The 26,900-nt window shown below is 72.4% G+C and carries 24 protein-coding genes; 11 read left to right on the top strand and 13 right to left on the bottom strand.

What is annotated here, in order from left to right; all coding sequences use genetic code 11:
- Positions 1 to 16: 16 nt before the first annotated feature.
- The 4 genes from O1W71_RS12585 to O1W71_RS12570 form a co-directional block, all read right to left on the bottom strand.
- Entirely contained in the window at positions 17 to 790 is a 774-nt protein-coding gene (locus O1W71_RS12585) for a DNA-formamidopyrimidine glycosylase family protein (protein ID WP_114588815.1), read from the bottom strand.
- The gene (locus tag O1W71_RS12580) at positions 783 to 5,624 is read right to left on the bottom strand and encodes an Lhr family ATP-dependent helicase (protein WP_269268192.1); all 4,842 of its coding nucleotides are present in this window, start codon (positions 5,622 to 5,624) and stop codon (positions 783 to 785) included. Before O1W71_RS12580 ends, O1W71_RS12585 begins: the two co-directional genes overlap by 8 nt.
- 188 nt (positions 5,625 to 5,812) lie before the next feature.
- Positions 5,813 to 7,480: an ABC-F family ATP-binding cassette domain-containing protein gene (locus O1W71_RS12575; RefSeq protein ID WP_269268191.1), complete on the bottom strand. Its 1,668-nt coding sequence runs from the start codon at positions 7,478 to 7,480 to the stop codon at positions 5,813 to 5,815.
- 216 nt (positions 7,481 to 7,696) lie between these two features.
- Positions 7,697 to 8,350 (bottom strand): alpha/beta hydrolase, encoded by a 654-nt coding sequence (locus O1W71_RS12570; protein ID WP_269268190.1) that lies wholly within the window; start codon positions 8,348 to 8,350, stop codon positions 7,697 to 7,699.
- Between the two features lie 57 nt (positions 8,351 to 8,407).
- Here O1W71_RS12570 and O1W71_RS12565 point away from each other — a divergent pair, with 57 nt between their 5' ends.
- Both O1W71_RS12565 and O1W71_RS12560 read left to right on the top strand, forming a co-directional pair.
- A complete protein-coding gene (locus O1W71_RS12565; protein WP_269268189.1) occupies positions 8,408 to 9,019 on the top strand; it encodes an NUDIX hydrolase family protein in 612 nt (203 codons plus the stop codon).
- A 26-nt stretch (positions 9,020 to 9,045) separates the two neighbouring features.
- The gene (locus tag O1W71_RS12560; protein WP_269268188.1) at positions 9,046 to 10,965 is read left to right on the top strand and encodes a M3 family metallopeptidase; all 1,920 of its coding nucleotides are present in this window, start codon (positions 9,046 to 9,048) and stop codon (positions 10,963 to 10,965) included.
- A gap of 26 nt (positions 10,966 to 10,991) precedes the next feature.
- Here O1W71_RS12560 and O1W71_RS12555 read toward each other — a convergent pair whose 3' ends face one another.
- Positions 10,992 to 11,966 (bottom strand): helix-turn-helix transcriptional regulator, encoded by a 975-nt coding sequence (locus O1W71_RS12555; RefSeq protein ID WP_269268187.1) that lies wholly within the window; start codon positions 11,964 to 11,966, stop codon positions 10,992 to 10,994.
- 101 nt (positions 11,967 to 12,067) lie between these two features.
- Between O1W71_RS12555 and O1W71_RS12550 the strand changes: the two genes are divergently transcribed.
- Positions 12,068 to 12,523 (top strand): VOC family protein, encoded by a 456-nt coding sequence (locus O1W71_RS12550; protein WP_269268186.1) that lies wholly within the window; start codon positions 12,068 to 12,070, stop codon positions 12,521 to 12,523.
- A gap of 72 nt (positions 12,524 to 12,595) precedes the next feature.
- Here the strand turns inward: O1W71_RS12550 and O1W71_RS12545 are convergent, their stop codons facing one another.
- Positions 12,596 to 13,663: a threonine aldolase family protein gene (locus O1W71_RS12545; RefSeq protein WP_269268185.1), complete on the bottom strand. Its 1,068-nt coding sequence runs from the start codon at positions 13,661 to 13,663 to the stop codon at positions 12,596 to 12,598.
- 47 nt (positions 13,664 to 13,710) lie between these two features.
- Entirely contained in the window at positions 13,711 to 15,198 is a 1,488-nt protein-coding gene (locus O1W71_RS12540) for a DUF6421 family protein (protein WP_269268184.1), read from the bottom strand.
- A gap of 248 nt (positions 15,199 to 15,446) precedes the next feature.
- On the opposite strand from O1W71_RS12540, the gene O1W71_RS12535 reads away from it, so the two are divergent.
- Together O1W71_RS12535 and O1W71_RS12530 are read left to right on the top strand one after the other, a co-directional pair.
- Positions 15,447 to 16,130, top strand: coding sequence for a transketolase (locus O1W71_RS12535; protein ID WP_269268183.1), 684 nt, complete (start codon positions 15,447 to 15,449; stop codon positions 16,128 to 16,130).
- The gene (locus O1W71_RS12530; protein WP_269268182.1) at positions 16,130 to 17,002 is read left to right on the top strand and encodes a transketolase family protein; all 873 of its coding nucleotides are present in this window, start codon (positions 16,130 to 16,132) and stop codon (positions 17,000 to 17,002) included. Before O1W71_RS12535 ends, O1W71_RS12530 begins: the two co-directional genes overlap by 1 nt.
- On the opposite strand, the gene soxR is transcribed toward O1W71_RS12530, so the two are convergent.
- A complete protein-coding gene (gene soxR, locus O1W71_RS12525; RefSeq protein ID WP_269268270.1) occupies positions 16,997 to 17,479 on the bottom strand; it encodes a redox-sensitive transcriptional activator SoxR in 483 nt (160 codons plus the stop codon). The two genes, O1W71_RS12530 and soxR, sit on opposite strands and share 6 nt — an antisense overlap.
- 207 nt (positions 17,480 to 17,686) lie before the next feature.
- Here soxR and O1W71_RS12520 point away from each other — a divergent pair, with 207 nt between their 5' ends.
- From O1W71_RS12520 to O1W71_RS12500, 5 genes are all read left to right on the top strand, one after another.
- Entirely contained in the window at positions 17,687 to 18,673 is a 987-nt protein-coding gene (locus O1W71_RS12520) for a diacylglycerol/lipid kinase family protein (protein ID WP_269268181.1), read from the top strand.
- A gap of 72 nt (positions 18,674 to 18,745) precedes the next feature.
- Positions 18,746 to 19,942, top strand: a complete 1,197-nt coding sequence (locus O1W71_RS12515) for a histidine kinase (RefSeq protein WP_269268179.1) — start codon at positions 18,746 to 18,748, stop codon at positions 19,940 to 19,942.
- On the top strand, positions 19,939 to 20,595 hold the full coding sequence (locus tag O1W71_RS12510) for a response regulator (protein ID WP_112617765.1): 657 nt from the start codon (positions 19,939 to 19,941) through the stop codon (positions 20,593 to 20,595). Before O1W71_RS12515 ends, O1W71_RS12510 begins: the two co-directional genes overlap by 4 nt.
- Before the next feature lie 95 nt (positions 20,596 to 20,690).
- A complete protein-coding gene (locus O1W71_RS12505) occupies positions 20,691 to 21,452 on the top strand; it encodes an ABC transporter ATP-binding protein (protein WP_114588824.1) in 762 nt (253 codons plus the stop codon).
- The gene (locus O1W71_RS12500; protein WP_442924377.1) at positions 21,449 to 22,939 is read left to right on the top strand and encodes an FtsX-like permease family protein; all 1,491 of its coding nucleotides are present in this window, start codon (positions 21,449 to 21,451) and stop codon (positions 22,937 to 22,939) included. The genes O1W71_RS12505 and O1W71_RS12500 overlap by 4 nt, the downstream gene beginning before the upstream one ends.
- Before the next feature lie 34 nt (positions 22,940 to 22,973).
- Here the strand turns inward: O1W71_RS12500 and O1W71_RS12495 are convergent, their stop codons facing one another.
- On the bottom strand, positions 22,974 to 23,528 hold the full coding sequence (locus O1W71_RS12495; protein WP_269268178.1) for a GNAT family N-acetyltransferase: 555 nt from the start codon (positions 23,526 to 23,528) through the stop codon (positions 22,974 to 22,976).
- A complete protein-coding gene (locus O1W71_RS12490) occupies positions 23,525 to 24,055 on the bottom strand; it encodes a hypothetical protein (RefSeq protein ID WP_269268177.1) in 531 nt (176 codons plus the stop codon). The genes O1W71_RS12495 and O1W71_RS12490 overlap by 4 nt, the downstream gene beginning before the upstream one ends.
- Before the next feature lie 32 nt (positions 24,056 to 24,087).
- Between O1W71_RS12490 and O1W71_RS12485 the strand changes: the two genes are divergently transcribed.
- Entirely contained in the window at positions 24,088 to 24,735 is a 648-nt protein-coding gene (locus tag O1W71_RS12485) for a 2-phosphosulfolactate phosphatase (protein ID WP_269268176.1), read from the top strand.
- 91 nt (positions 24,736 to 24,826) lie between these two features.
- Here the strand turns inward: O1W71_RS12485 and O1W71_RS12480 are convergent, their stop codons facing one another.
- The 3 genes from O1W71_RS12480 to O1W71_RS12470 all read right to left on the bottom strand — a co-directional run bounded on the left by O1W71_RS12480 (position 24,827) and on the right by O1W71_RS12470 (position 26,829).
- Positions 24,827 to 25,315, bottom strand: coding sequence for a SprT-like domain-containing protein (locus tag O1W71_RS12480; protein ID WP_269268174.1), 489 nt, complete (start codon positions 25,313 to 25,315; stop codon positions 24,827 to 24,829).
- A gap of 43 nt (positions 25,316 to 25,358) precedes the next feature.
- On the bottom strand, positions 25,359 to 25,886 hold the full coding sequence (locus O1W71_RS12475; protein ID WP_269268268.1) for a hypothetical protein: 528 nt from the start codon (positions 25,884 to 25,886) through the stop codon (positions 25,359 to 25,361).
- Positions 25,887 to 25,965: 79 nt separating this feature from the next.
- The gene (locus O1W71_RS12470) at positions 25,966 to 26,829 is read right to left on the bottom strand and encodes a spermidine synthase (RefSeq protein ID WP_269268172.1); all 864 of its coding nucleotides are present in this window, start codon (positions 26,827 to 26,829) and stop codon (positions 25,966 to 25,968) included.
- Between the last annotated feature and the right edge of the window lie 71 nt (positions 26,830 to 26,900).

Genomic DNA, 26,900 nt, shown 5'->3' with positions numbered 1-26,900 from the left:
CCAGGCCCGGCGGGGTTCAGCTCTGGCAGCGCGGGCACCAGAAGATGTTCCGCTCGCTCGTCGGCAGCGCTCCGATCTCGCCGGCGCGGATCAGCGTCCCGCACCGGCGGCAGGGCTTGTTCTCGCGACCGTAGACCCACATCCGCTGCCCGGGCCGGTCGTTGCCGGTGAAGGTGCGCGCCGCGCGATCGCGATTGGCGTGGATCATCCGGTACCCGGTCTCGAGCACGGCGGCCGCGTCGATCTCGGTGGCGGGGGTCATGGGCAGGATGCCGCGCACGAAGAGCAGCTCGTTCGCGTAGACATTTCCGAAGCCGGCGACGTTCCGCTGGTCGAGCAGGGCGACGTGTGCGGCTCGGGAGTCGGCGCTCACGCGACGCACCGCTTCGGCCAGATCCCAATCGGGGCCGAGCAGGTCGGGCCCGAGGTGGCCGACGAGGCGATCCTCGTCGGCGGTGGGGAGGACCTCGACCATCGCGAGCTCGAAGCCGACGGCATCCCGATCGCGCGTTCCGACGATCGCGCGGGCCTGGAACGCGGGTGCCCGCCAGCGCTCGCCGTGGCGGTAGACGTGCCAGCGACCCTCCATCTTCAGGTGCGAGTGCAGGCTGAATGCGCCCATGCGCAGCAGCAGGTGCTTGCCGCGGGCGATCGACGACGAGACGGTCTCACCGCGCAGGTCGGCTGTCGCGCTGCCGGGAACACGGATGTCGAAGCGGGTGACCTCCTGTCCGACGAGCGCCTCACCCAGCTTCCGCGCGGCTCGGAAGACGGTGTCGCCCTCAGGCACGCTCGCTGCTTCCGGACATCGCCGCCCGTGAGCCCGCGGTCAGCCGGCGCAGCGTGAGGCCGCGCGACGACTCGACGAAACCGCCTGCGCGCAGCGCCCGCCCGGTCGGGGTGTTGTAGACGAATTCGCCGTTGACCTGCTCGACGGTGAGCGTGTCGAGACGGCGTTCCTGCGCCGTCCTCACGAGATCGGCTGCGGCCGCGGTCAGCACCTCCTCGTCGTCGGTGAAGGCGAGCGCCGAACGCCCGCCGCGCTCGAGATAGAGCACGAGCGCACCGTCGACGAGCACCACGACGCCGCCGGCCTTCCGGCCCGGTCGATGCGAGACGCCCTCGAGCGCCGGCCAGCCGAGGGCTGCGCCGTAGGGATTCGCCGGGTCGGTCGCGGCCAGCGTGACCGCACGCCGCGGCGGCGGGTCGGGGAGCGCCGCGAACTCACGCAGGCGATCGACGGTGACGGATGCCGCGAACTGTGCGGCGCCGAGGGTCTCGATGACATAGCCGCGGCGGCAGTGGCCCGCCTCTTCGAAGCCCGCGAGAACGCGGTAGACCTGCGCGAAACCGCCGGGAACCCCCTCGGACTGGACGCTGCCCCGAGTGACGACGCCGTAGCGGTCGAGCAGGAGCCCCGCCGATGCCGTGACGCGGAGCGAGGGATCGGGCTCGACGGCCGGCAGGAGCGACCACCGGCCGCCGAGCGTCGACGGGCGCGGCGCCGCCGGCGTCGTGGGGCGCGCGAGCGGTGTGCCGCGATACAGGCGGGACCGCGGTGTGCGGCGGGCGCTGCGGTGTGCCTGCGAACCGCCCGAGAGGAGGGAGCGGACCGGCGTGAACGTGTCGTTCGTCAGGCGCCCCGCCCACGCGAGGCGCCAGAGTGCGTCGAGCACGCTCTGCTCGTTGGGGGCACCGATCGCGGCGACGAGCTGCCCCGCGAACCAGCCGCCGCCGACGGCGAGAGCTTCGAGGATGCGCACGTCGAGGTCGCCCGAGGTCGACGACTCGTCGGCCTCGGAGTCGGCGTTGGCCAGCGCGAGGGTGAGCGGCGCCATATCGGCGGGATGGAGCGCGATCCAGCCGTCGCGCCCCGGCAGGGTGCCGTGCCCCGACCAGACCACCTCGCCCGTCGCGGTCAGCTCGTCGAGCATCCCGGGTGCGTAGTCGCGCACGCGCGAGGGCAGGACGAGCGACTCCCAGGCGCTCGCAGGAATCGGCACACCGGCGAGCTGCTCGATCACGGCGGCGACGCCGTCGACGCCCTCGAGCGGCCGGGTGACGTGCTGCCACACGGGCAGGAACCGCGCGAACGCCTCGGGCGACACGGGCTCGACGCTGCCGCGGATCGCCGCCAGCGACCGCATCCGCAGCCGGCGCAGCACTTCGGAGTCGCACCATTCGAGGTCGTCGGCCTCGCTGCCGGAGGTCTCGGGCAGGAAGTAGCCGCTCGCGATGCGCCCCTGCGACTCGAGCCGCTGCAGCGTCTGTCGCGCGACGGCGGTGCCGATGCCGAGCCGCGCCGCGACATCCGCGGTGCGGAAGGGACCGTGGGTGCGGGCGTGCCGTGCGACGAGGTCGGCGAGCGGGTCGACGACCGGCTCGAGGAAGGCGGTGGGGATTCCGACGGGGAGCGCCGCGCCCAGCGCGTCGCGCAGGCGGCCGGCATCCTCGATCGCCGCCGTCCGCTGCGTGCCTGCGATCGTGACCGGGATCGCGCGGCGGGCGGTCACGAGCTGTTGCAGCAGGTCGGCGGCCTCGGCGACCCGGTGCTCGGGAGGAGATTCGCCGTCCGGCGGAACGGGCGCGGCGGTCGCATCCGCCGCTGTTCCGATTTCCTCCGCGGGACCGATGCCGGTGCCGGTGCCGGTCCCGGTGCCTGCGGACTCTTCGAGGCGGGCTGCGACCTCCCCGGGGTCGAGCGGGCCGAGGATGCGGAGCAGATCGGCGACGCCCTCGACCCCGCGCGCGCGTCGGTCGGGAGCGAGACGCTGGGCCTCGCGCTCGAACTGCGCGATGACCTCGGGGTCGAGCAGCTCGCGCATCTCGACCTTGCCGAGCAGCTCCGACAGCAGCGCGGGATCGACGGACAGGGCCGCGGCGCGGCGTTCGGCGAGCGGCGAATCGCCCTCGTACATGAAGGCGCCGACGTAGCCGAAGAGCAGATCGCGGGCGTACGGCGACGGCTGCGATGTCGTCGTCTCGACGAGGCGGATGCGGCGGTCGGCGATGCTGCGGGTGATGCGCAGGAGTGCGGGAAGGTCGTAGACGTCCTGCAGCACCTCGCGAAGCGTCTCGAGGATGATCGGGAACGACGGATGCCGCCGCGCGACCTCGAGCAGCTGCGCCGAGCGCTGCCGCTGCTGCCAGAGCGGCGCGCGTTTGTTGGGGTTGAGCCTCGGCAGCAGCAGGGCCCGCGCCGCGCACTCGCGGAAGCGCGAGGCGAACAGCGCCGATCCGCCGACCTCGTCCGTGACGATCTGTTCGAGCTCGTCGGCGTCGAAGACGAAGAGGTCGGCGCCGGGCGGTTCGGCAGCCGCGTCGGGGACCCGCGCGATGATGCCGTCGTCGCTCGCGACGGCTGCGCCTTCGACCCCGAGACGCTCGCGGATGCGTGCGTTGACGGCCAGCGCCCACGGAGCGTGCACGTGCATGCCGTACGGGGAATGCAGGATGACGCGCCAGTCGCCGACCTCGTCGCGGGAGCGCTCGACGGTCAGCGTCCGGTCGGTGGGTAGACTGCCGGTCGCCTCGCGCTGCTCGGCGAGATGCGCCAGGAGGTTCTCGATCGCGTAGTCGTCGAGCCCCGATTCGCGCAACCGCTCGGACGCATTCTCGGGACCGGCCGCCGACACCTCGCGGCTGAACTTCCCGAGCGCCTCGCCGAGCTCGGCGGGACGCCCCAGGCCGTCGCCGTGCCAGAACGGAAGCTTGCCCGGCTGGCCGAACGCGGGCACGACGTTGACCCGGTCATGAGTGATCTCGACGATGCGCCAGCTGGTCGTGCCGAGCGTGAAGACGTCGTTGACGCGCGACTCGTAGACCATCTCCTCGTCGAGCTCGCCGACGCGCGCGTTACGGCTCTCGCCGGCGACGAAGACGCCGAACAGACCGCGGTCGGGGATCGTGCCACCGCTCGTGACCGCGATGCGCTGCGCTCCCGGGCGCCCCGTGAGCGTGCCCTGATCGCGGTCCCAGACCAGGCGTGGACGCAGCTCGGCGAACTCGTCGGAGGGGAAGCGGCCCGCGAGCAGATCGAGCGTCGCTTCGTACGCCGAGCGGGGGAGCGTGCGGAAGGGCGCGCTGCGCCGCACCGTCTCGAACCAGGCCTCGACCTCGATCGTGCCGGTCGCGCACGCGGCGATCGTCTGCTGGGCGAGGATGTCGAGGGGATTCTGCGGAACCGCGATCGCCTCGATCTTGCCCGCCAGCATCCGCTCGGTCACGACCGCGGTGTGCAGCACGTCGCCGCGGTGCTTGGGGAACAGTGCTGCCCGGCTGACCTCGCCGACCTGGTGGCCGGCGCGTCCGACGCGCTGGAGTCCGGATGCCGCCGACGGCGGTGCTTCGACCTGGATGACGAGGTCGACGGCCCCCATGTCGATGCCGAGCTCGAGGCTCGAGGTCGCCACGACGCAGCGGAGCACACCCGACTTCAGCTCGTCTTCGACCTGGGCGCGCTGCTCCTTCGAGACCGAGCCGTGGTGGGCCTTCGCGAGCACCGACTCGGCGCCGGCGGAGGCCCCGGCCTGCGCCATCATGCCCGCGGGGACAGCGGGCTCGGGCAGGTCGCCCCCGAGACGCTCGGTGTAGATCTCGTTGAGTCGTCCGGTCAGGCGTTCGGCGAGCCTGCGCGAGTTCGAGAACACGATCGTCGAGCGGTGCTGCAGGATGCGGTCGACGATCGCCTCCTCGACGTGGGGCCAGACCGACCCCGTGACCTCCGTCGCCTGCGGGGCGCGGTACCAGGCGCCGTCGCCATCGTCGTCTTCGCCCTCGTCATCGTCGCGACCGCCCGGAGCGCTGGGGCCGCCCGCATCCTCGGCGCCGGGCGGGGCCGGGGGATGCAGCATGTCGGGGATCGGCACGACGACGTTCAGGTCGAACGCCTTCGACGCCTTCGGTGCGACGATCTCGACGGGCGCCGCTCCGCCGAGGAAGCGCGCCACCTCGTCGATGGGACGCACCGTGGCCGAGAGGCCGATGCGCTGAGCCGGCTTCTCGAGGATCGCGTCGAGGCGTTCGAGGCTCACGGCCAGGTGCGCACCGCGCTTCGTGGCCGACACGGCGTGCACCTCGTCGACGATGACGGTGTGGACGCCGCGCAGTGTCTCGGAAGCCTGCGAGGTGAGCATGAGGTAGAGCGACTCGGGCGTCGTGATGAGGATGTCGGGCGGTCGGGCGACCAGGGCGCGCCGGTCGGCTGAGGAGGTGTCGCCCGACCGCACTCCGACCGTCACGTCGGGGACGGGCTGACCGAGGCGGCGCGCCGACTGTCCGATGCCGACGAGGGGCGACCGCAGGTTTCGCTCGACGTCGACGCCCAGCGCCTTCAGCGGTGAGACGTACAGGACGCGGGTGTCGGCCGGCGCGGCATCCGCCTTTCTGCGCTTCGCCGGTTTGTCGTCGACGGGGCCGGCCGCGACCTTGTCGCGGAAGATGCGGTCGATCGCCCAGAGGAACGCGGACAGGGTCTTGCCCGACCCGGTCGGCGCGACCACGAGGGCGTGCTTGCCGGCGGAGATCGCGTCCCACGCGCCGGCCTGCGCCGACGTGGGCTTCGAGAACGCGCCGCGGAACCAGTCCGCGGTGGGCGCGGAGAATCGGGCGAGCACATCGGCCATGCCTTCATCTTCGCGCGGACCTCCGACATCGGCGCGGCCTTGCGCCCGCGGCATCCGCCGTGCCAGGTCCCGCCGTGCCCCGCTGCCCGCGCGCTACCCCGCGAGGTCCCACTTGAGCCGGGAATCGGGCGCAGATTCCCGGCCCAACTGGGACCTCGACGGTGACACCGGCCCAACGGGGCCTCGGCTCACGGGCCAGCGGGGACCTCGCTCAGCCGGCCGTCGCGCAGCTCGAGCATCAGGGTGGGCGCGAGGCGGGCGAGGAAGCCATCGTCGTGGCTGACCACCAGCACGGCACCGCGGTAGGCGGCGAGAGCCTGCACGAGCTGCTCGACCGTGTCGAGGTCGAGGTTGTTCGTCGGCTCGTCGAGCACCAGCAGCTGCGGCGGGGGATCGGCCAGCAGCTCGCAGGCCAGGGCCAGCCGGAACCGCTCCCCGCCCGACAGTGCCGCGACCGGGCGCAGCACGGTGTCGCCGCGCAGCAGGAATCGCGCGAGCCGGTTCCGCAGCTCGACGTCGGTGGCGGCGGGCGCGGCCGCGCGCACGCTGTCGAGCACCGTCGCCTCATCCCGCAGCCCGTCGACCCGCTGCGACAGGTAGCCGATGCGGTCGGTATGCGCGACCGCCGTGCCATAACTCCTCAGATCGGGCGCGCCGGGGCCGCCCGAGCGACGATTGGATGCCGCAGCACCCGGTTCTGAGGAGTTAGCGTCCGCCGACCGCACCAGCACCTCGAGCAGCGTTGTCTTCCCCGTGCCGTTCGGCCCGACGAGCGCGACACGCTCGGGCCCTTGCACGACCCACGAGCGTTCGCCATCGCCGATCGTCGCGAGGCGCCGGCCCGCCGCGACGCCGGGATCGGGCAGGTCGATCCGCACGGCGTCGTCGTCGCGGACCCGCCGCCCTGCCGCATCGAGGGCCGCCCGAGCCGAGGCTTCCCGATCGGATGCCTCGCCGCGCGCGCGACCCGCCGACACCTGCGCGGCCGACGCGCGGTTGCCGGCGACGATCCCAGGCACGCGCTTCTCGCGCTGCGCCTTCGCTCCCATCGCGGCACGCCGCGCGAGCTTCGTCTCGGTCTCGGCCCGGTCGCGCCGCTCGCGCCGGAGGGCCGCCGCCGCGGCGGTCTCCGCGGCGCGCGCCGCCGCCTGCTCGTCGTCGCGCCAGGCTCGCCACTCGGAGTAGGGCCCGCCGAACGTATCGAGCGCCCCGCCGTAGAGCTCGGCGGTGTCGTCCATCAGCTCGAGCAGCGCGGTGTCGTGGCTGACGACGATGAGCGCACCCCGCCACGCTCGCACGAGCTCGCCGACCCGCTCGCGCGCGTCGCGGTCGAGGTTGTTGGTCGGCTCGTCGAGCAGCGCGATCTCGGCTCCGCGCAGTCTCACGCCGACGAGTGCCGCGAGAACCGCCTCACCGCCGGAGAGCTCTCCGACGCGGCGGTCGAGCGCTCCCGGCGGCAGACCGGCCGCGGTCAGCGCGGCGACCGCTCGTGCCTCGGCATCCCAGTCGTCGCCGATCGTGTCGAAGTGGCGCGGGTGGACGTCTCCCGACTCGACGGCGCGCACGGCGTCGACGACGGGAGCGACTCCGAGCAGGTCGGCGACGCGCCGCCCGATGTCGAGGGTCAAGCGCTGCGGCAGCAGCTCGACCCGTCCGGACGTGATGACCGAGCCGGAGGTCGGCGCGAGCTCGCCCGCGATCAGTCGCAGCAGCGTGGTCTTGCCCGAGCCGTTGCGGCCGACGAGGCCGGTGCGCGCGGCACCGAAGGTTCCCGACACGTCACGTACGGCGGGGGTGCCGTCGGGGTGGATGAGGGTGATGCGGTCGAGGACGACCGCGGGAGCGGGATGGGGCATGACTGCCTCCTCGGATGTCGTCGGGCGCAGGCGCGACCGACACCGAAGACACCCCGACCGGGGATGGAACGGTCCGGCGGCCAGCGCGGAAATCGGAGAATGCGCTGGCCAGGTCGGACGCCCGAAGGGTCGACGGATCAGCGCGGGATCACAGCGCGGTCGCGTCGAAACCGATCAACGGTCGTTCCTCACACTCGGGACAGGGGCCCGGGAAGTCTACGCCGACGGGAGCTGCTTGTGCAGGAACGTCGCGACGTCGCGCAGTTCCTCCGCCGAGACGGCGTGTCCGAGATCGTGGTAGACGCGGCCGCTCAGGTCGACCCGGCCGGGCAGCCACTGCGCCGTGTGTGCGACGAGTGCGGGCGGGATGACATCGTCGAGCGCCCCGCGACCCCAGAACACGGGCGGGCGGCGTTCGGCGAGCTCGGCGTCGGTGTCGAGATCGCCAGGATTGGCGTAGCCCGACAGGGTGACGGCGAACGCGTAGTCGTCCGGGCGCAGGCGAAGCGCCTCGATCGCCATGACCCCGCCCTGCGAGAAGCCGAGCAGCCCGACGGATGCCGCATCGCCCCGCTCCGCGTCGATCCACGCCGTCAGCGCGCGGGCGGATGCCGTCGCCGCGTGCGGATCGCGACCGTTCAGGCCCTCGATCGGGTACCACGACCACCCCGGCGTGGGGAAGGGCGGGGTGAGCGGGGCGCGGACCGCAGCCACGACGTACTCGGCCGGCAGGTGCGGCGCGAGGGCGAACAGATCGTTCTCATCCGAGCCGTAGCCGTGCACCATCACCAGTAACGGGCGGCGATCGCGGTCGGCGGGAGCGGCCGACCAGCGCACGGCCGCAGGATCGAGGACCGGATCGGACGACATGCGACCATCCTGCCAGCCTCATCCGACACCGCCGGGGGTCATTGGTATACATGAGGCATGGCCGTGCGCACCCCCGATCCCGATCCCGACGAGCGCGGCGAGTCGTCGCTCCCGGCCGACCCGCTGCGCGGAGCCCCGGGCGGCGGAGCCACGAACCCGGCCTGGCTCAGCGACGTCGAGCTCACCGAAGCGCGCCGCCGGCTGCCGATGCTCTACGTCGAGGCGGTGCCGGTGCGCACCGACGGGCTCGGGGCCGTCACCCAGGTCGGCATCCTGCTCCGTGCCACGCCGGTCGGGGAGATGACGCGCACGATCGTCTCGGGCCGCGTGCGCTACGGCGAGACGATCCGCGACGCACTGTTCCGGCACGTCGAGAACGACCTCGGGCCCATGGCCTTCCCGCTCCTGCCCGCGTCGCCCACGCCCTTCACGGTCGCCGAGTACTTCCCGATCCCCGGGGTCAGCCCCTTCCACGACGACCGCCAGCACGCCGTGTCGCTCGCCTTCGTCGTGCCGGTCACGGGCACGTGCGAGCCCCGTCAGGATGCTCTCGAGGTCACATGGCTCGACCCCGTGGAAGCGGCATCCGACGCCCTCGCCGCCGAGATGGAGGGTGGCCGCGGCACGCTCATCCGCCTCGCGCTCGCCTCGGTGGGTGCTCTTCGCTGAGGCCCGCTCCTGCGTAGGCTCGGGTCATGACCGATCCGAAGCCCCTCGCCTTCCCCGCCGACACCGCCGGATGGCTCGCGTTCGCCGCCGAGCGCCCGGATGCCCGCATCGCCCGCGTCCGCGAGATCGACTCGCAGCTGATCGCGGGGCGTGAGCTGTCGCCCCTGGCCCGTCTGCAGCTGTGGAACGAGGCGTCGATCGCGATCGCCGAGGCGGCGTCCGAGGCATCCCTGCTGAGCGAGTCGCACCCCGATGCCGACGTCCGCGTTGCCGCCGAGGCCCGGGTGCAGGCCATCGACGCCCTGCTTTCCGAGCGGGCGCTCGACCCCGCTCTCTTCGCCGTCTTCGACGGCCTCGCGACCGACGGGCTGGATGCCGCCGCCCGCCGCCTGCTCGCTCACATCCAGCGCGACTTCCGCCGCGGCGGCGTCGACCGCGACGAGGCGACACGCGAACGGCTGCGGGCGCTGGCCGAGCGTGACACCGAGCTCTCGCTGACCTTCTCGCGCAACATCCGCGACGGCCGGCGCGAGCTGAAGCTCCCCGCCGACGCGCTGGAGGGGCTGCCGCAGGACTTCATCGACGCTCACCCGGTCGACGACGAGGGCCTCATCACCCTCACGACCGAGTACACCGACCTCATGCCGGTGCGCGAGTTCGCGGTGCGCCGGTCGACGCGCACGGCACTGCTGTCGGTCTACAACGACCTCGCCTGGCCCGACAACGACCCGGTGCTCGCCGAACTGCTCGCCGTGCGCGCCGAGCGCGCGGAGCTGCTCGGCTACGGCGACTGGGCCGACTACGAGACCGAGACGCGCATGATCGGCTCGAGCGCGGCGATCCGGTCGTTCCTCGACGACATCGATACAGCCACCCGCGAGGCCGCCGCCGCTGAGTACGACCGGCTGCTCGCGCGGCTGCGCGTCGACGAGCCGGATGCCGAGGCGGTCACCGCGGCCGACCTCTGGTACCTCCTCAGCGCGCTGAAGCGCGAGGACTACGCCGTCGACGCGCAGGCAGTGCGCGCCTACTTCGCGTTCGACAACGTCCTGGCGGGCGTGCTCGATGTCACGGAGCGACTGCTCGACGTCGCCTACGTCCCCGTCGACGCGGGTGCTTGGCACGACGACGTCCGCAGCTACGACGTCGTCCGCGGCGAGCGCCGGCTCGGTCGGATCCACCTCGATCTTCACCCGCGCGAAGGAAAGTACAACCACGCCGCGTGCTTCAACCTCGCGCCCGGCATCGCGGGCCGCTCGCTTCCCGAGGGCGTACTGCTCTGCAACTTCTCGCGGGGACTCCTCGAGCACGACCAGGTCGTGACGTTCTTCCACGAGTTCGGGCACCTCGTCCACGGCATCCTCGGCGGCGCCGACGCCGTCTGGGCCGACTTCAGCGGCATCGAGACGGAGTGGGACTTCGTCGAGGCGCCGAGCCAGCTGCTCGAGGAGTGGGCGTGGGATGCCGGTGTGCTGGCGACGTTCGCGCGCAACGCCGACGGCGAGCCGATCCCGGCCGACCTCGTCGAGCGGATGCGGGTGGCCGACGCTTTCGGTCGCGCCCTCGAGGTGACCCGCCAGCTCGGACACGCCAACGTCTCGTACGGCCTGCACGTCGAGCGGCCGAGCGACCTGCAGGCGGCCGTCGAGGGCTGGTACCGCGCGTCGTCGCCGGTGCACCCGCTGCCGAACGGGCACACGTACGCGGGCTTCGGCCACCTCACCGGATACGGCGCCTGCTACTACACGTACCAGTGGAGCCTCGTCATCGCCCGCGACCTGCTCTCGGCGTTCGGCGACGACCTCATGGACCCGGCCGTTGCGACCCGCTACCGCGAGCGCATCCTCGAGCCGGGTGGCAGCCGCGACGCGGCCGACCTCGTCGCCGCCTTCCTCGGTCGCCCGTACTCGTTCGACGCCTACCGGGCCTGGCTCGCGGGCGTCTGAGCGGCGGCCGTCGGGCCGGTGATCCGTCAGGTGGTGACAGCGCGGGCGTAGCGCGCGGCGAGGAACGCGAACGCGTCGGCGAGCTCGGGCGGACCGACGACCTCGAGCTCGGCGTCGAACCGCCCGAACGAGGCCGCGAGCGCGGTCCACGACCACGACCCGGCTTCGAGCCGACAGTGCCCGTCGTCGAGCGCGGTGACCGTGCCATCGCCCGCGAACGGCGCGACCGCGGATGCCGGCAGGTGCATTACGACGGAGCCGCGACAGGGCCACTCCGCCGTGTCCGACCCGCGAAAGCGCGCGGAGACGAACGCGTCGACGTCACCGCCGGGCACCGTTCGCCGCGCGAAGCCACCGCCGAGCGGTGTGCGCGGCCGAATGCGGTCGACCCGGTACAGGCGCCAATCGTCGCGGTCGAGGTCCCACGCGACGAGATACCAGCGGCCGCCCGACGCCACGAGATGATGCGGCTCCGCGCGTCGGGTCGGCGCGGACCCCGCGGCATCCGCGTCGCGCACCTCGCCGTAGTCGAACCGCACCGTGACACCGTCGCGGATGGCGTTCCCCAGCGTCGACAGAACCTCGAGCGAGACGTCCGCGGCGGCGGCATCCCCCGGACGGCCCACGACGGTCGGGCTCAGGGCGTCGAGGCGGTGCCGGAGTCGCGAGGGCATGACCTGCCGGATCGTGGCGAGCGCGCGTGCCGCGGCCTCTCCGATGCCCGCGCCCAGGGCGGGAGCGGTTCGCAGGGCGAGGGCCACGGCTACGGTCTGGTCCTCGTCGAACAGCAGCGGCGGTAGCTCACTGCCGGACTCCAGCCGGTACCCGCCGTCGAGCCCGGTGGTCGCCCGAATGCGGTAGCCCATCTCGCGGAGGCGCTCGACGTCGCGTCGCACCGTGCGATCGCTCACCCCCAGCCGCGAGGCGAGGACTCCGCCCGGCCAGTCGCGGCGGGCCTGCAGCAGCGACAGCAGGGTCAGCAGTCGCGAGGTCGTCGTCATCGCCTCACCGTATCCGCCCCTTGCGGACAAAAGCTGACCGGAAGGGCTGTCAGGGTGAGGTCGTCGAGCCGATCGGGCCGGCCCTTTCCTCAGGAGCAGCGATGACCATTCAGACCACCCCTCACCTCAACTTCCGCGGCGACGCCCGTCGGGCACTCGAGTTCTACGGCGCCGCCTTCGACGGACACGTCTCGATCACGACGTACGCCGAGGTCGGTATGCCCGCCGACCTCCCTGGTGCGGATGCCGTCGTCTTCGGCCTCGTCGCCGGGAACACCGGCTTCCGTGTGATGGCGTACGACATCCCGGGCAGCACCGAGGGATCCATCGCCGGCGGCGGTTCGACGCGGCGTCAGGACAACGCCACCATCACCGATCAGGCGTGCTTCGTCTCGGTCGGTTCGGAGAGCCTCGACGAACTCCGCGGCCCGTGGGACGCGCTCGCGACGGATGCCATCATCGTCGAGCCGCTCGCCGCGTCCGCGTGGAGCGCGGGCTTCGGCATGCTCACCGACCGGTTCGGCGTCACGTGGAGCTTCAGCGTCACCCCCGCCTGAACGCACGAGAGCCGCGGTCGGATCGAATCCGCCGCGGCTCTCTGCCGCCCGTCGGGCGAACGCGGGAGGTGGTCAGTCGGTCGTCAGGCGCGCGAGCTCGGCGACGAACGCGTCGACGTCGGATGCCGACGTGTCGAACGAGCACATCCACCGCACCTCGCGGCGTGCCTCATCCCAATCGTAGAAACGGAACGACTCGCGCAGCCGGTCGGCGACGCCCTCGGGGAGCACCGCGAACACACCGTTGGCCTGCGTCGGCTGCGTGAACTCCACGCCCCGCACCGAGCCGTCGGCGAGGCCCGCCTCGACCGCCGAGCGCAGGCGCTGCGCCATCCCGTTCGCGTGCTCGGCGTTGCGGCGCCACAGGTCGTTCTCGAGCAGCGCGACGAGCTGCGCCGAGACGAAGCGCATCTTCGACGACAGCTGCATGTTGAGCTTGCGCAGGTAGGTGAGTCCTTCGGATGCCGCGGGGTCGAGCACGACGATCGCCTCGCCGAGCATCGCGCCGTTCTTCGTGCCGCCGAAGCTCAGCACGTCGACACCGACATCGCGCGTGATGGCGCGCAGCGGCAGGCCGAGGGCCGCGGCGGCGTTGGCGATGCGCGCGCCGTCCATGTGCAGCCGCATCCCGCGCTCGTGCACGTGGTCGGCGATCGTCCGCAGCTCGTCGGGCGTGTAGAGCGTTCCGAGCTCGGTCGACTGGGTGATCGACACGACGAGCGGCTGCGCGCGGTGCTCGTCGCCCCAGCCCCAGGCCTCGCGGTCGATGAGCTCAGGGGTGAGCTTGCCGTCATCTGTGGGGACGTTGAGGATCTTGATGCCGCCGACTCGTTCGGGGGCACCACCCTCGTCGACGTTGATGTGCGCGGTCGACGCGGCGATCACGGCGCCCCACCGCGGCAGCATCGACTGCAGCGCCGTGACGTTGGCACCCGTGCCGTTGAAGACCGGAAAGGCCTCGGCGCCCGCGCCGAAGTGCTCGCCGACGAGTTCCTGCAGCCGGGCGGTGTACACGTCCGAGCCGTAGGCCGTCTGGTGGCCGTCGTTGGCGGCGGTGATCGCCGCGAGGACCTCCGGGTGGATGCCGGAGTAGTTGTCGGACGCGAAGCCGCGCACCGAGGTGTCGTGCAGGGAGGTCATGACCTCATCCTTTCAGCCTCGGGCGCGGCCTCCGGCCCGTGTGCGGGTCAGCCGCGGATGCCGCGCGTGGACGCGATCACGTCGCGCATCTTCTTCTCGAGCGCCTCGTAGAACATCGACAGCGGGAACTCGTCGTCCAGCACCGCGTCGGTGTAGCCCTTCGGCGCGCCCGCGAGGACGTCGTGGGGCAGACCGCGCGCCCACACCGACGCGGGGTGAGGTTCGAGCACGGAGCGCACGAGGTCGTACGCCGCCAGCCAGTGCGCGGTCTTCGGGCGGTCGATCGACTCCCAGTAGAGGCGGTCGATCGCGTCGCCGAGGGCGACCACGGCATCCGGCACCTCCTGCCATTCGAAGGCGAGAGCGGTGTCGGTCCAGTGCAGCACGCCCCGCCGGTGCAGCCACGCGAACAGCAGCTGGCCGCCGAGTCCGTCGTAGTTGCGCACGCGCGTGCCGGTGATCGCGAACCGGAAGATCCGGTCGAAGATCACGGCGTACTGCACGAGGCGAGCCAGGCGCAGCAGCTCGGCGTCGACCGGGTCGAGATCCGTCTCGGCACTCAGTCGACGGTCGAGCGCGACGCACTCGCGGAACGCCGTCAGATCGCACCGCAGCTCTTCGAGGGAGTACAGGAAGAACGGCATCCGCTGCTTGATCATGAACGGATCGAACGGCAGGTCGCCGCGCATGTGCGTGCGGTCGTGGATGAGGTCCCACATCACGAACGCCCGTTCGGTGAGCGCCTGGTCGTCGAGCATCTCCGCCGCCTCGGCGGGCAGGTCGAGCTTCGTGATCTCGGATGCGGCGCGCACGACCCGGCGGTAGCGGGCTGCCTCGCGGTCCTGGAAGATCGCCCCCCACGTGAACGGCGGAATCTCGCGCATCGCGACGGTCTCGGGGAACAGCACCGCCGAGTCGGTGTCGTAGCCGGCCGTGAAGTCGAGCAGTCGCAGCGAGACGAAGAGCCGGTTCGGATACATCGTCTCGAGGCGCGCGATCTCCTCCGGCCAGATCGCCTCGACGAGCAGCGCCTCGACGTGCCGGTCGCGCGAGCCGTTCTGCGTGTACATCGGGAACACGACGAGGTGGCGGATGCCGTCGACGCGGTGGAGCTGCGGCTGGAACGCCACGAGCGAGTCGAGGAAATCGGGCACGCCGAATGCCCCCTCCGTCGAAGCCGCGCCGTCCGGATGATCGGACCGCGCCCATCGTTCGAAGTCCCGGATCGACGCGGTGAGATAGTCCGCGTCGTGCGGGAACCGCGGCGCGAGGCGGCCGATCGCGGCGGTGATCGCCGCGACGTGGCGCCGCGCCGTCTCATGGTCCCCGGGATCGGGCACCGAGCCGTCGGCGGCCTGCAGCTGCTGCAGGGCCGTCGCAGCGTCGCGCAGCGAGATCCAGGCGGGGTCGTGCTCGACGCCGTCGGCGAGCGCGATGCTCAGGGCGTCGACCGCGCCGCCGTCCTCGACGACCTCGGGCTCGCCGATGATCGTCTTGGTGGCACCGGGGGTGGGGTGCGTCTGAGCGATGGACATGGGGAACCTCCGATCTACGAGGTACGGCTCCCGCGCGGGAGCGGTGGTCAGGTTGGCGTCAGCCTAACCGGACGCCGAGCTTTCGGCGACGGCGGTGCCGGTGCACCGTGCCGATACACCCGTCGGGCGGGTGGGGCTGGTGTCGTCTCGGCGGCGCTGCGACGCGACAGCAGCCCCAGCCGCCCGACGAATGTATCGATCACCGCGAGCTTGACCTCAACTGAGCTTGAGGTTTTACCGTTCGAACCATGACCATGACTGAACCCGACTCCTTCACCGAACGGCTGCCGGCCGCTCTGCTCGACCGCCTCGCGCGGGTGACCGGCGACGAGAAGCACAGCCCCGCGGCGCATTCGACCCTCGACGCCCTGTGGGTGCTGCACGATCGCGTGCTGCGCCCCGAAGCCGGCGACCGCTTCCTCCTGTCGAAGGGGCACGGCCCAGCCTCGTACTACGCCGTGCTGGCCACGCGCGGCCTGATGCCCGACGGCTGGCTCGACGATCTCGCGGGCGTCGATTCGCCCCTCGGCCACCACCCCGACCGTCTGCTCATCCCCGCCGTCGAGATCTCGTCCGGGTCGCTCGGGCACGGACTGCCGATCGCCGTGGGCCTCGCCCGCGGCCTCGACATCACCGGCACTCCCGGCCGCGTGTTCGTCCTGATCGGCGACGCCGAGCTCGACGAGGGCAGCAACCACGAGGCGATCGCCGTCGCAGGTCGCCTCGTCCTCACCCGCCTGCACGTCATCGTCATCGACAACTCCTCGGCGTCGCTCGGATGGCCCGGCGGGATCGCACGCCGGTTCGCGATGGAGGGATGGGATGCCGCCGAGGTCGACTCCCGCGATCACGCCGCGCTCGCCGCGACCCTCGACGCGGGCGGCGCGGCGCCGCGCGTCACCGTCGTCCGTACCGCGGCGAAGGGATCCTGATGCGCGCCCGCTTCTCCGCCACGATGTCCGACCTGCTGGACACCGACGAGCGCACGGCTCTCGTCCTCGCCGACATCGGCCCGCTCGATCTGGCGGCCGGAGCCCCGGCCGCCGACCGCGTCGTCAACGTCGGCATTCGCGAGCAGGCGATGATCGGGGTCGCCGCCGGGCTCTCGCTCGCCGGACTCCGCCCTTTCGTCCACACCTACGCACCCTTCCTCGTCGAGCGTCCCTTCGAGCAGATCAAGCTCGACCTGTCGCACCAGGATCTCGGCGCGGTGCTCGTATCGATCGGTGCGAGCTATGACGCCGCAGCCGAAGGGCGCACGCATCAGTGCCCCGGCGACATCGCCCTGCTCGGCACTCTGCCGGGGTGGCGGCTGCACACCCCGGGGCACCCCGACGAGGTCGAAGCGCTGGCCCGTGCGGCGGCGACATCGGGCGACCGCCAGTACATCCGGCTCTCGACGCAGGCGAACCGGACGGCGTTCCCGACCGACGGGCGGATCCACCTCGTGCGCGGGGGATCGGGTGTGCTCGTGCTGGCCATCGGCCCCCTCCTCGACGCCGCGCTCGAGGCGACGGCGGGTGAGGGGCACGCGGTCGCCTACACGGCGACGCCGGTGCCGCTCGACCGTGATGGTCTACGCGAGCTGAGTGCCGGGTTCGACCGGGTCGTGATCCTCGAGCCCTTCCTCGAGGGGACCACCGCCGCCGCGGTCGGCGCCGCCCTCGGCGGGAGCGGCATCCGCATCCAGCACGTCGGCGTCGGTATCGGGGAACAGCGCCGCTACGGCACCCCGGCCGACCACGCACGCCTGCACGGCCTCGATGCGCCGGGAATCAGGCGACGCCTCGACCTACCCTCATGACGGAGCGGCCGCGTCGTCGTCGAGCACGTGTCGAAGCGCGGGCGCGACGCGACGCGGCCCGCTGCCCTCGGCTCCCAGAGCGTCGCCGGGGTTGAGCAGGTCGCACGACCGCATCGACAGGCACCCGCAGCCGATGCATCCCACGAGTTCGCGTTCGAGAGATTCGATCGCCGCGCGCCGTTCCTCGAGGCGAATCTTCCACGCTCGCGAGACCCGCTTCCAGTCGTCGCTGCTGGGTTCGGCCTCGGTGGGGAGGGATGCGAAGGCGTCGGCGACCTCGGCAAGCGGGATGCCGAGGCGCTTCGCGACGAGGATGAGCGAGATGCGGCGCAGCATGTGTCGGCTGAAACGACGCTGGTTGCCGGCCGAGCGGGTCGAGCTGATGAGCCCGTGACGCTCGTAGAAGTGCAATGCGGACACCGAGACCCCGGTGCGCGCGCTCACCTCGCCGATGGTCAGGAGATCGTTCGACCGCATCACGCCTGCGACTCTACGACGCCCGAGATACGACGATGCGGCGATACATCTGCCGGGCGGGTGGGGCTGCTGTTGCCTCCGCCTGTCGCTCACGCCACTCCCGCACCGCCGATCCGACAGTTGTATCGCGGTCAGCCCTGACCGCCGGGGTCGGGCGGGACTGTCAAGCCGTCGCCGTCGCTGCCTCCGCGGCGTTAGCGTCACTCCATGCCCACCGATCGCCCCGCCGAATCCGAATCCGCAGCCGGCGCGCCCGCAGCAGACGCCTCCACCTCGGACGGGCGCGGCGTGCTGGTGATCACGAACTCCCGAGCGGGCACGTCGGTGGTCCGGCCCGATCCGCTGCCCGAGATCCGGCGGCGGCTGTCCGAGGCGCGGATCGAGAGCCTGGGCGAGTCGTCGATGGACGACATCGTCGCGTCGGCCATGTCGGCCGCCGATGCGCCGACGGTGCTCGCGGTGCTCGGTGGTGACGGCTCGGTCTCGCGTGCCGCGCACCTCGCGCGTCGTCACGACCTGACGCTGCTCGTGCTGCCGGGCGGCACCTTCAACCACTTCGCGCGGGCCGCCGGCGTGGACACCGTCGAGGCGGCGCTCGATGCGTACGACGCGGGCTCGGTGCGCAGCGTCGTCGTCGCCGAGGCGGTCATCGACGACGGCGATCCCGTGACCGTGCTCAACGCGGTGTCCCTCGGCGCCTATCCCGAGCTCCTCGCCGAACGCGAGAAGCGCACGAGCCTCGGCAAATGGTGGGGCGGCGCGATCGCGGCGTGGCGCGAGATCCACGGTGCCCATCGCATCACGATCGTGCGCGACGGCCGCCGGGCCGTGGTCTGGTCGGTGTTCGCGGGCATCGGACGGGGAGACCCCCGCCGCATCGCGATGATGCGTCGGGCGAGCCTCGACGAGCCCGTGCTCGACGTCCGTCTCCACCATGCCCGCGGCACGCGGCTGCGGGCGGTGACCTCCTTGGCCTTCGGCCGGCGCACGCTCGCGGTGATGCGCGCACTGCGGCTCATGCCGCCGGCATCCGATCTCGAGCGAACCGTCGTCTCCGAGATCGAGCTGACCGTCCGGCCCGGCGAGGCGACGCCGGTGCTCGCGCACGACGGCGAGCTGGCCGAGACTCCCACCGGCGACTACCGGCTGCGGCTCCGCGCGATCCCGGACGGCCTGCGCGTCTACGCGCGCTGAGCTCGTCGCGCTCGCCGCCGGATACATCGCGAGAGGGATGCCGCACCTGTGGCGCTCGCGTACCGTCATAGCGTGCTCCGTCCGCTCCGCCGCTACCAGCTGTATGTCGACGTCGCCGTAGCGGTCGCCTTCGCGGCGATCATGCTGCTCGTGACCTGGGTCGCCGTCATCGGCACGGGCATCCCCGACGATCCGCTCTCCTCGCTCGTCGCGATGCTCCTGGTCGTCCCGTTCGGTGCCGCGGTCGCGCTGCGCCGGCTCTCGCCGCCGATCGCGCTCGCGCTGGCCTGGGTGGGCGCGGTCCTCCAGATGCTGGCGCAGCTGCCACCGCTGCCGGTCGACATCGCCATCTTCGCGGTGCTCTACACGTGTGCGGCGTACGGCACGAACCGGGTGTTCTGGCTCGGGTTCGCCTCCTCGATCGGGGGCGCCCTGGCCATCACCGTGTACCTGCTCATCCCCTCGGCGAGATACTCCATCGCCGTGTCGGGGGGCGAGTTGATGTACTTCCTCGTCCTGGGCACGATGCTGTTCGTCGCGGCGGTGTTCGGCTTGCTCCTGGCGTGGACCGTGGGCGCTCTGGTCCGCGTCGGTCTGCGCGCGCGCGACAACGCCGAGGCGCAGCGGAAGGCCGAGGAGCGGGCGACGGCCGAGTTCGAACGCAATCGCATCGCGCGAGACATGCACGACGTCGTCGCCCATTCGCTCGCGGTCGTCATCGCTCAGGCGGACGGCGCACGCTACGCCGCCGCGGCCGACCCCACGGCCGCGGCGGAATCGCTGAAGACGATCTCGTCGACGGCGCGCTCCGCCCTCGCCGACGTGCGGATGCTGCTCACCCAGCTCCGCCACAGCGAGGGCGAGGGGCCGCAGCCGACCGTCGCGGACCTCGAGGTGCTGTACGCGCAGGTGCGCGCCGTCGGTCTCGACCTGCGCGTCGACGTCGACCCCGCCCCTCCGGGCGAGCCGCCCGCGGCCGTGCAGATCGCGGTGTACCGCATCCTGCAGGAGGCCCTGACGAACGCGATGCGCCACGGCGCGGGCGGTACCGTGGACGTGTCCCTGTCCTGGCTGCCCGATCGCGTGGAGGTGCGTGTGAGCAATCCGCTCTCGCCGGTGAACGAGTCCACCGGCCCGGTGCGCACGGGCGGACACGGTCTCATCGGCATGCGCGAGCGCGCCCAGCTGATCGGCGGCAGCATCGAGGTGGGCCCGACGGGCGGCGCATTCGTCGTCGCCGCGAGCCTCCCCATCGGCGGCCCCGCGTGAGCGCCATCCGGGTCGTCCTCGTCGACGACCAGGCGCTCTTCCGCGCCGGCATCCGCATGGTCGTCGCCTCGCAGCCCGACCTCGAGGTCGTCGGCGAGGCGTCTGACGGCGCCGAGGCCATCGGCGTCGTGCGGGCGACGCGCCCCGACGTCGTCCTGATGGACATCCGGATGCCGGTCATGGACGGGCTCACCGCCACGGCGCAGCTGCTCGACGACCCGGTCTTCGACGGCGCGCCGCCGCGCATCGTGATGCTGACGACCTTCGACCTCGACGAGGCAGCGGCGCGGGCGATCCGGCAGGGAGCGAGCGGCTTCCTGCTGAAGGATGCCGACCCCGAGTTCCTCCTCGCCGCGATCCGCACGGTGCACTCCGGCTCGTCGGTCATCGCGGCTTCCGCGACGCGCGAGCTGTTCGCGACGTTCGCGGCCCCCGAGCAGAAGCCCGTGCCGCCCGCATTCGCGGAGCTGACCGATCGCGAGCGCGAGATCTTCGGTCTGGCCGCGCGCGGCCTCTCGAACGCCGAGATCGCCCAGCGCGAGTTCCTCTCGGAAGCCACGGTGAAGACCCACATCAGCCGGATCCTGGCCAAGCTCGCCCTGCGGGATCGCGTGCAGCTTGTCGTCTTCGCCTTCGAGCACGGGCTCGCCTGACGTCGCGCTGCGGATGAGGGATCATCCGCGAGATGTACAGGCCCGCGACGAGGGACCGATGCCGGGTGCCCGGCCCGGTTCGTAGCGTCGGAGACATGCAGATCTCGACCACCGACCTCGGCCTCGCCGCCCGGGTCCAGAACCTCTCCAAGACCTACGGAGCCGGCGAATCGGGCGTACGCGCCCTCGACGGCGTCTCGGTCGGCATCCGTCGTGGCGAGTTCACCGCCATCATGGGCCCCTCGGGCTCGGGGAAGTCGACCCTCATGCACATCATGGCCGGGCTCGACGCGCCGACCTCGGGTCGCGCGTGGATCGGGGACACCGAGATCTCGGGTCTGTCGGACCTCGACCTCACGATCCTGCGGCGCCGCCGCGTCGGCTTCGTCTTCCAGTCGTTCAACCTCGTCCCCACCCTCGATGTCATCGGCAACATCACCCTCCCGTTCGAGCTCGACGGGCGGTCGCCCTCGGCGCTCGAACGTTCGCGCATCGACGGACTGGTCGACTCGCTCGGCCTCGGGGCGCGGCTGCGGCACCGTCCGCACGAGCTGTCGGGCGGCCAGCAGCAGCGCGTCGCGATCGCCCGCGCTCTCGCGACGGCGCCCGACCTCGTCTTCGCCGACGAGCCGACGGGGAACCTCGATTCGCGATCGGGGCGCGAGGTGCTCGCCCTCCTCGCCACCGCGAGCCGCGAGCACGGTCAGTCCATTGCGATGGTCACCCACGACCCCGTGGCCGCCTCGCACGCCGACCGGGTGATCTTCCTCGGCGATGGCCGCATCGTCGCCGACAAGCCCCGCCAGAGCGCCGAGCAGATCTCGGCCCACATGCTCGCCGCAGAGGTGTCGGCATGACCGCCGTGACGGCGCCGCCCGCGGCATCCGCTTCGGGGCGCACGCGCCCCCGGTCGCGCCCGTCCGCCGCGGCGTCCGGGCGCTGGGCGTGGCTGCGCGAGCGCGGCATGGGCGCGTCGGTGCTGGTCGCGGCGATCTCGGGTGGATTCGGTGTGCTGCTGGTCGCCGTCACCGGGCTGATCGGCGCGTGGCTGATGGCCGATCCCTTCCTCTCGGGCGGTGAGACCATCGTGATCGTCGTGGCGATCCTCAGCGTGCTGCTGGTCGCCGTCGCGATGTACGTCGCCGCGATCGTGACGGCGAACACGTTCGCCACGATCGTGGCGGGACGCACCCGCCAGATCGCCCTCATGCGGCTCATCGGGGCCTCGGCTCGCTCGCAGCGCTCCCGCATCGCGCGGCAGGGTCTCATCGTCGGGGCGATCGGCGCGGTGATCGGGCTCGCGGGTGGGATCGCCGCGGCCGTGGGCCTCCAGGAGATCGCCGCGCGAGCGTGGGGCCTGAACGTCGACTACAACGTCGTGCAGCCCGTGCTGCTGGCGCCGGCTCTCATCGTGGCGCTGACGACGTGGATCGCCGCGTGGTCGGGGTCGCGTCGCGTGCTCGAGGTCACGCCGCTCGCCGCGCTGGCAGGATCCGCGCCGCGCACGGCCGAGGAGGCTGCCGGGCGCACGCGTCGTCGCGTCACCGCGGTGTCGCTGTTCGGCGTCGGGGCGGTGCTGCTCGCGCTCGGCATCTTCGCCGGCTTCGTCACGCCCCTCGGCGTAGTCGTCGCGTTCTTCGGCGGGCTCGCCTCGTTCACCGGGCTGAGCCTCGGCGCCGCGCTCGTCATGCCGCCGCTGCTCCGCCTGACGGGCCGGCTCTTCGGCCGCTCGGCCTCGGCCCGGCTCGCGGCCGAGAACGCGCTGCGCTATCCCGAGCGGTCGAGCCGCATGGCGATCGGCGTCGTCATGGGCGTCACGCTCGTCACGATGTTCGCCGTCGCCAGCGAGTCGGTCAAGGGCGTCATGGCGGCGTCGGGCGGCGGCGAGGTGTCGGGCGACATGGCCCGTCTGCTCGACACGTTCAGCGCGGTCATGATGGCGCTCGTCGGGGTCTCTGCCGTGATCGCGGCCGTCGGCCTCGTCAACCTGCTCACCATCGGCGTCGTGCAGCGCACCCGCGAGCTGGGGTTGCTTCGCGCGCTCGGCCTGACCGGACGTCAGATCCGCTCGATGGTCCTGTTCGAGGCGGCGCACATCACGATCACCTCGGTCGTGTTCGGCCTGCTCCTCGGCATCGCCTACGGCTGGGCGGCCGCGCAGTCACTGCTGGGCTCGGTGCGGGTTCCGCCGCTGTGGCTCGCCCCGACCTTCGTGCTGCCGGGCATCCCGTGGCTCACCGTCGCCGGGGTCGTCGTCGCCACCGCCGTGCTGACGCTCGTCGCCGCCGTCGTGCCCACACGCCTCGCCACCCGCGTCTCGCCGGTGGAGGCGCTCGCCGAGTGACGAAGCTCCGCCGTCGGTCGGTCCGGCTCGTCTCTCATCCGCGGACGAGCCGGACCTCGCTGATGCTCTCGCCCCAGCTGGTGTCGTCCTTCTCGGCGCCGTCGGGGCGGAACCCGTTGCGGGCGTAGAAGGCGCGGGCGCGCGGGTTGTCGGCGAGGACCCACAGCGACGCGGACTCGTGGCCGAGCGCGGCGTCCAGCAGCGCCTGTCCCGCGCCGATGCCGTGATGGGCGGCGAGCACGTAGATCGCGTACAGCTCGACAGGCGCGACGGGAGGGTCGTCGCGGGACGACCCGCTGACCGCGAAGCCCACGATCGACCCGGCCGTCACCGCGACCCACGTCCGGCCGAGGTCGTGCGTGCGCTCGGTGTGGTTCGGCCTCGCGGCACCCGACGACTCCCGGTCGCTGATCCGCTGCTCGTGCCCGAGCAGCTCGCGCCGCACCCGCGTCAGACGGTCGAGATCGAGCCGGTCGAGGATGCTCTGCGGCATCCGTCCGGTGTAGGTCTCATGCCAGCCGCGGACGTGCACGCGCGCGATCGCCGCGGCGTCTGCGGGCACCGCCCGCCGCACGGCGACCGCCGTCACGGTGCCGGATCGGCGGCGGGTTCGGGGTCGTAGGCCCAGGTCGGGGCGACCTGGCGCAGGCGCGTCGACCGCCACTGCCACGTCGCCCAGAGCATCGGCCACAGCGCCGGTGCGGCGAGGCCTCCGATGACCAGGCGCTCGCGCCAGAGCGTGCGGGTGGGGTCGCCGGGTGCGGGCGACACCGCCATCTGGTGGTCCCAGACGTCGAGCACCGAGAGGGGCCCGGTCAGCGGGATGCCGCTGTCGCGCAGGATCCGCACCGTCGACGCGTCCGTCGCGCCGGGCCGCCGCTCCTCGACCGCGCGGTCCGACACATGGATCAGCTGCCGGCCGACCGGCACGCCGAGAGCCGACAGCTGCACCGGTACGTCGGCGCCCGGCTCGAGCGAGGTCGGCATGCCCTCGGCGGCGAGAGGCGCGAGCCCCATGAGCGGTGCGTAGAGCTCCGCGAGTGCGCGGGGGGAGTGCAGAGCACGCCAGGCGGCGTCGGCGTCGCAGTCGAGCACGAGCTTCTGGAGGATGCGCATGAGCCCAGTCTGCCCCGTCGTAGGCTGATCGGATGCCGTCGCCCGCCGCATCCTCGCCGTTCGACCAGTCCCGGTATCAGGTTCGTCTCGACTGGGGGGGCGCCGGCCTTCGCCGGGTGGCGCCCGCCGATGTCGTCGTCGTGGTCGATGTACTGCGCTTCTCGTCGACCGTCTCGGCCCGGGTGGCCGCGGGGGATACCGTCGCGCTGGATGAGGCCGCGCTTGCGGTCTCGCGCAACGGTGCGGCCGTCGCCGGCGCGGCATCCGACTCGGTGGTTCTGCTCGGCTGCCTGCGCAACGCCGACGCCGTGGCCGCCGCCGTGCTCGCGGAGCAGCAGCGGCGCGGAGCCCGCACGAGCATCGCGGTGATCGCGGCCGGTGAGCTCGCCGGCCCGGAGGGCGAGACGGAGCTCCGGTTCGCGGTGGAGGATCTGCTCGGCGCGGGTGCCGTCGTCGACGCGCTCTCGCGGCTCGGGATCGACCACACCTCACCCGAGGCGGCCGCGGCGTGCGAGTCGTTCCGCGGGTTGGGCGGCGCGGTGCGTCACCTGCTGACGGCGAGCGGCTCGGGGCAAGAGCTGCTCGAGCGCGGGCTGCGCGACGACGCGCTCGCCGCCGCGCAGATCGGCGTCGACCCGGTAGCTCCCGTGCTCCGCGCCGGGGTCTTCACCGCCGCCTGACGCCAACTCCTCAGAATCCGCGAGGTTCGAGCCCGCAGCGGCCGGGTCCGACGGCTCGGCGACCGAAATTGAGGAGTTGGTGCAGAGTGGGTCAGCGCGGCGTCGCGGCGGCGCGGCGGTCGGCCGAGGAGATCTCGCGGCGCACCCACCGGAAGAGGAAGCGCTCGTCATACGACGACGCGCACATCCGGCACGACGCGGCGCGGGTCGGGCGCCGGTGACGGTAGGCCACGTGGCCGGCGGGACAGTGGCCGACCCACGGCGCCAGCTCGACGGCGGTCTCGCCGCGATGGGTCGTGCCGCCGACGTAGCCGAGCTCGCGCGCCGTGCGCAGCCAGTCGCGACCGTGGCCGGCGGCCGGTCCGGCGATCGCATGGGCGACCTCGTGCAACAGGGTCTGGTGGTTCTCGTCGTCGTCGAACCGCGCCGCGAGGTAGCGCGAGACGCTGATGCACCGGCGCGTGTAGTCGCACTGGCCCGCGCGGCGCTTGGCGTTGTCGAACCGGAACGTCCACGAGTCGTCGAGATGCGCTGCGATCAGCGCCTCGGCCCAGACCCGGACCCGATCGAGATCACTCATGCGGTCGACGCTACGCGCGGGGTGAGACAGCGGGATGCGACGCTCAGCTGGCGACGATCGAACGCGAACGGCGCCGCTCGGCGGCATCGACGGCGAGCAGGGTCGACTCGAGCTGGTCTTCGGGAGCGCCGCCCTCCTGGCGGAGGAAGAGCGCACGCTTGAAGTCGGTGCGGGCGTCGGAGTATTCCTCGGCGTCGTACGACACCTTGCCGCGGTGCTGGTAGGCGAACGCGGCGAGCAGCGGCCAGTTCTGGCCCTCCGCCTCCTCCGCGCACGTCGTCAGCTCCTGAATCGCCGCGGCGAAGGCACCGCGGTTCTGCAGGATCGTCGCGTGCAGCACCCGGGCGCGCAGCAGATCCTTGCGGGTTCCGGCCATGCGGGCCACCCGCACTGCCTGCTCCGCGACGACGAGTGCCTCATCGAGCCGGTCGAGCACCTTCAGCAGCCAGACGCGCTCGAGGAGCGCGGGCAGGCTGCGCTGCTCGCCGATCTCGGCCAGGCGCTCTGCGCACTGCTCCGGGTCGACGATCTCCCGCAGCGTGTCCGGGTCGTACCCGAGGATGTAGCCCACCGTCATCCACCTCCGCGATTCGAGAACGGTGGATCCCAGTCTCGTCGAAAGCGGCGCGAGCACCCGCCCGCCGCGCCGGTCAACGTTCGAACACGGATGCCGATGGCTTGGGCGACGGGGTCGCGTCGGCGTCAGTCGAGACCCGGGCCCCGCGGGCGAACTCGTCGATCTCCGCGCCCTGCGCGACCTTCGCGGGGAAGGGCCCGGCTGCCATGAGGCGCGGCAGCCACTCGGAGGGCAGCGGGGATGCCGACGCCGCGATGACGATGTTGCCGAAGCGCCGCCCCTTCAGCAGCTGCACCTCGGCGAGCAGCAGCACCTCGGGGAGCACCTCGCGCACCGTCGCGACCTGTCGGCGGGCGAACGCGAGGCCGGCGCCGTCGGCGACGTTGACCAGGAGCACGCCGGTCGGCGCGAGCAGCCGCGCGAGCGAGCGGTAGTACTCCACCGTCGTCAGGTGAGCGGGCGTCTGCGCGCCCGCGAACACGTCGGAGACGACGAGGTCGGCGGCGCCGGTGAGGCCCGGGGGGAGCTTCTCGGCGACGGCGCGGGCATCGCCGATGCGTACGCGCACCTGCGCGCCCCGGGGGAGGGGAAGCGCCTCGCGCACGAGGTCGACGAGGGGCTGCTCGAGCTCGATCACCTGCTGACGCGATCCCGGCCGCGTGTGGGCGATGTACCGGGGGAGGGTCAGCGCGCCGGCGCCCAGATGGACGGCGGTGAGCGGCTGTCCCGGCATCCGCAGGCGGTCGATGACGGCCGCCATCCGGGCGATGTACTCGAAGTGCAGGTGGGTCGGATCGTCGAGGTCGACGTGCGACTGGGGGGTCCCGTCGACGTCGAGCTCGAAGCCGGACGTGAATGATGACGTCACGATGCGCGCGATCGTGCCGTCGGACAAGCGTGCCTGCGGACCGGACTCCTCGACGCGCGCTCGTGCCATTCCTCAACGCTATCGGCACGGGTCGGCATGCGCGCGAGCCGGTCTGCGCAGTCGAAACACGATCGAGACAT

Source organism: Microbacterium sp. H37-C3 (genome assembly GCF_027157935.1).
GTDB classification, from domain to species: Bacteria; Actinomycetota; Actinomycetes; order Actinomycetales; family Microbacteriaceae; genus Microbacterium; species Microbacterium plantarum.
Note: the sequence above shows the minus strand (reverse complement) of the source record. Positions and strands in the feature narration are given on the sequence as shown.